Origin of the sequence: Streptomyces botrytidirepellens, from assembly GCF_003721215.1 — a bacterium.
Taxonomy (GTDB): domain Bacteria; phylum Actinomycetota; class Actinomycetes; order Streptomycetales; family Streptomycetaceae; genus Streptomyces; species Streptomyces himastatinicus.
In genome coordinates this window covers 1-3,811 of the sequence record NZ_RIBZ01000206.1, presented here as the reverse complement: position 1 = coordinate 3,811, position 3,811 = coordinate 1, and the positions used below count along the sequence as shown (strand labels likewise).

Here is a 3,811-nt window from a genome sequence, read left to right as displayed (position 1 = left end):
CCGGCGACGGGACAACCCGCCCCGGCGCCGGGCCGCCCGCACCCCCGGGTAACCGCCCACGCGTGCCCGCCGGGGCCGCTGCCGCCCCCAGAGGGCACGCGTCGATGCCCTTGCCCGCCGTCCCGACCCGGCTGGCCGCTGTTGCACGGCTTGCCCGGGCCCTGGCCAATGTCAGCGGCACGCCTTGCCCCGACCACACATGGCGGAGTGGGCGTATCACCGCCCGCATCAACACCAAGGGATGCGACATGACTGTCGACGCGCTCACCGCCCCCTCCCGCCCCGGCCGCCCCTCAACCCGGGCTGCACTCCAGCGCGCCCGACGCCGCCACCGCAAGTACACGGTCGCCTACACCGGCAGCGACCTGAACGGTTACACCATCCGCCGAGTCGCCGCCCGCGCCCTCTCCGAGCCCGGCACCGACCACCTCCTGACCCAGCTGATCGACGCCGAACTCGACTGGACCACCGTTCACGCCCTCAGCCCCTCCCACGCCCTGCGCCTGGCCACCGCCGAGCTGACCGAGCAGGTCGGCGAGGCATGGGAGACCACCGGCATCGCCGACGGCCTCCGCGACCTGGGCATCGACCTGGACACCGCGCTGCACACCAGCGCCGTGACCGTAGCCGTCACCGACTAGCGCCCCCTCCCCGAGAAGCTAGCGGCCCCCCGCAGGACCGCTGGCTTCTCCCTGCCGCACGACGCTGCGCGCTTCTGGTCGCCGCTGACCCGCACCCGCCACCGGCCCCGTTCTGTACCTCGCAGGCGGGGCCGTCCGCACGCCCGGTACGCACACCCCGCCCCGGCCCCGCCCCGACGGTCGAAGCTGTGGGGTTGTGCTGCTAACCGTGCCGTGCCACATCCTCATCACAGCCGGTGAGCGCCCCGCAGGGATCTCCCTCACGTGCGCCGTGTGTGACCGGCCAGCCGGGCCGCAGGATCCCCGCAACCGCTCCACACCTGCGCCCCGGCACTCGCCCCGCACACCACCCCCGGCCCGGCGACTGGCGGATGCCTGCCCCGCCGACCACGGCACCCGAGAGGACCCACCCGTGTACGCGTTCCCTTACTCCCTCACCAAGACAGCCCCCCGTGATGACCTGCGTATGGGTGTGCTGCTGCGTGACGCTCTCGCGCACCAAGGCGTGAGCTTCCGCGTCGTCAAGCCCTACGATCGGCTCCCGCCCGAGTACCTGGTGGCGCAAGCCGACCTGACCGGGCCGCGCGTGTGGATCCACGGATGCGACTGCAACGGCTCCACGCACTACGACATCCCGCGCGCCGGGCTCCTGGCGGTTGCCGCCGTCGTCACCGACGAGGACGGTACGCGGTTCGTGTTCGACGGGTTCAGCCGCGACGAGGCCCGGCCGGTCGCTCAGGCCGAAGCGTGCGCCCGTGCGGTAGCCGTGTTCCTGGGGCTTGAGCCGCGTGAGCCTGAGTGCACGTGGTGCCAGGATTACGGCCAGTACCCCATCCACGACGGCAACACGGACGCAGTCCTGTACCACCGCGCGTGCGAAAACCCGCTGTGCGTGGCACGCCGCCAGGAGCGGGCGGCCCTGTACGCGGCACAGCTCCGTGAGCCGGTCACCGTCGGGTTGGACGTGCTGGAACCCGTGTTGTGCACGCAATGCCCGTACGGCAACTACCAGCAGGTGCCGGGGCTGGACGTGTACGCGTGCACGGCCGGCTGCGGGCACACCGTGACCGCCACGGCAGACGGCTTCACCCTGCTCCGCGAGAACGGCCGAGACCAGCACCTGACCGCGTACGAGGGTCTGTTGCACATCGCCGAGCCCGCCGGGTCCGTCCCCCCGTTCTAACCCCCCCGGCCGCACACCAGCCCCGCCCCATACACAGCCGTCGGGACGCACCGCCACCCCGGACAGGCCGTTGAGGTCCGGCGCGCCAGCCCCGAACTCAGGGCGCGGGGCCGTCCCCACACTCCGCCCCGCCGCGCCCCGCCCCGGGGTTTGCAGGGCTTGGTAGCNCCCCGAACTCAGGGCGCGGGGCCGTCCCCACACTCCGCCCCGCCGCGCCCCGCCCCGGGGTTTGCAGGGCTTGGTAGCAGCCGGGGGAGTGTGGGTGGTGCCGGAAGGACGCTCCCGCACCACCCCCCCGAGGTGTTGGTTGAGCCCCCGGCAGCCGGGCCGCCCCCACCATCCCCCCGAAGGGGGCGGTCCGGCACCCCGCCCGCAGTTCCCGCCCCCGGCCCCGTCCCGTGGCCCTGCGCTCGTACGCCAAGCGCCCGCCCCCGGCCGGACCGCGCCGAGCGCGGGACCCCCGGCACCACCCGCCCGCTGAACGTCACCGCACAGCATGGGCTGGCTCAAGGGTTGACCACCACCCTGACCCGGCCCTCCGGCCCGTGCCCTTTCGCCAGCCCTGCCAGACACAAGGGGAATCCTTCTATGACCGGCCAACAAACCATCTACTGGCTCGCAACCCGTGGCGATGATCCCGGCGGCACCGTATGCGAAGACAAACCCACCGCCCGTGCCTACGCCGAAACCCGGTGGATCGAAGACGAGTACAACGGCGACCCCACACAGGCCGCACTGCGCTGGGACAAAGACAACGATCTGATCGACGAAGCGATCCCCAGCAGCTTTCAGGACACCGGCTGGTCCATCAGCCCTGCCCCTCTCCTGCGCCTGAGTGACGTCACCACCAGCTGACCCCGCCCTACCGCGCCCGATCCCCCGCACACCCTCAGGTAGGAGATCCTTATGACCGACCAGCAGCTCGACCTCGACGCCATCACCGCGATGCCCCGCGCCGAGGACATCGACCGACTCGTCGCCGAAGTCCGCCGCCTCCGCGCCGAACTATCCGCGCCCGCCGCTCCCGACGTGCTGCGCGCCGCGTACATTGCAGCGCTCGACGAGGCGCACCACACCCACCCGTGCCCGGTGACCGGCCCGGACTGGACCTCGTGCGTGCCCCCCGGCGGCCGGGTCGGCTCATGCCACTCGGAGCGGCGCGCGGACGCTGTGCTTGCTGTCCGCGACACGGAGCTGGAACGGCTCCGCGCACAGCGCCGCTACCTCATCGGCCAGCTCGCGAAGAGGGACGCCCGCAGTGGCGACGGCGACCGCGCGCTCCGTGAGTTCCTCAGGCCCGACGACACTCCGGTCCTTGCGGCAGCCGACAACCCGACCCAGTTGCGTTGGGGGCTGGACGACGTGCTGTGGGGTGACGACGGCACCGTCACCGTCCTGCTGTCCGGCCCTGAGGGTGAACCGTACTGGCTGGAGCTGGACGTGGAGCGCGCCGCCGTACTGCGGCAGAACCTTGCCGGTCCTGCCGAGCAGGACAGGATGTCCGACGCGTTCAGCGGCACGAAGCCGTGCGGCCACAACGACCCGCACGAATGGGTCGAGCCGCACACCCCCACCCCCGGGCCGAAGTACCCGTTCCACGTCTGCGAGCTCGCCGACGCCGCCGCGCAGCTCCTCGGCGACGGCTGGACCGCCAAGCCCGGCCGCCTCGGCACGACCGGGACCATCTCCGGCCCGTACATCACCTCGTTCGACGTGCACGTTGACCACGACAGCAAGGAGCTGACCATCGACTACGACACCTACGTGGCGGACAAGTTCCCCGAGCTGGAGGTGAACGAACTGCCGGTAGGCGTCGGTGCATGCCCGGGCGGGGTCTACCTGAACAACGCCGAGGCCGAGGACGGCCTGGAGGCGCTCGCCACCCGCGTCGCCAACGCCATCCGCCACATCACCGGCCGCCCGCTGGTCTAAACAGCCGCCGCCCGCGACCACAACCGCCCGGCCCCGCCCGCAGTTCCTTGCGGGC

General features: G+C 72.2%; 4 protein-coding genes. All 4 read left to right on the top strand.

The window, feature by feature from the left end; all coding sequences use genetic code 11:
• Positions 1–248 precede the first annotated feature (248 nt).
• Positions 249–641: a hypothetical protein gene (locus EEJ42_RS15990; protein ID WP_123100605.1), complete on the top strand. Its 393-nt coding sequence runs from the start codon at positions 249–251 to the stop codon at positions 639–641.
• Positions 642–1,053: 412 nt separating this feature from the next.
• The gene (locus EEJ42_RS15985) at positions 1,054–1,824 is read left to right on the top strand and encodes a hypothetical protein (protein ID WP_148081968.1); all 771 of its coding nucleotides are present in this window, start codon (positions 1,054–1,056) and stop codon (positions 1,822–1,824) included.
• Between the two features lie 588 nt (positions 1,825–2,412).
• Positions 2,413–2,679 carry a hypothetical protein gene (locus tag EEJ42_RS15980; protein WP_123100603.1) on the top strand — a complete coding sequence of 89 codons (267 nt, stop codon included), beginning with the start codon at positions 2,413–2,415 and terminating at the stop codon, positions 2,677–2,679.
• A 51-nt stretch (positions 2,680–2,730) separates the two neighbouring features.
• Positions 2,731–3,756 carry a hypothetical protein gene (locus tag EEJ42_RS15975; RefSeq protein WP_123100602.1) on the top strand — a complete coding sequence of 342 codons (1,026 nt, stop codon included), beginning with the start codon at positions 2,731–2,733 and terminating at the stop codon, positions 3,754–3,756.
• The last annotated feature ends 55 nt before the right edge of the window (positions 3,757–3,811 follow it).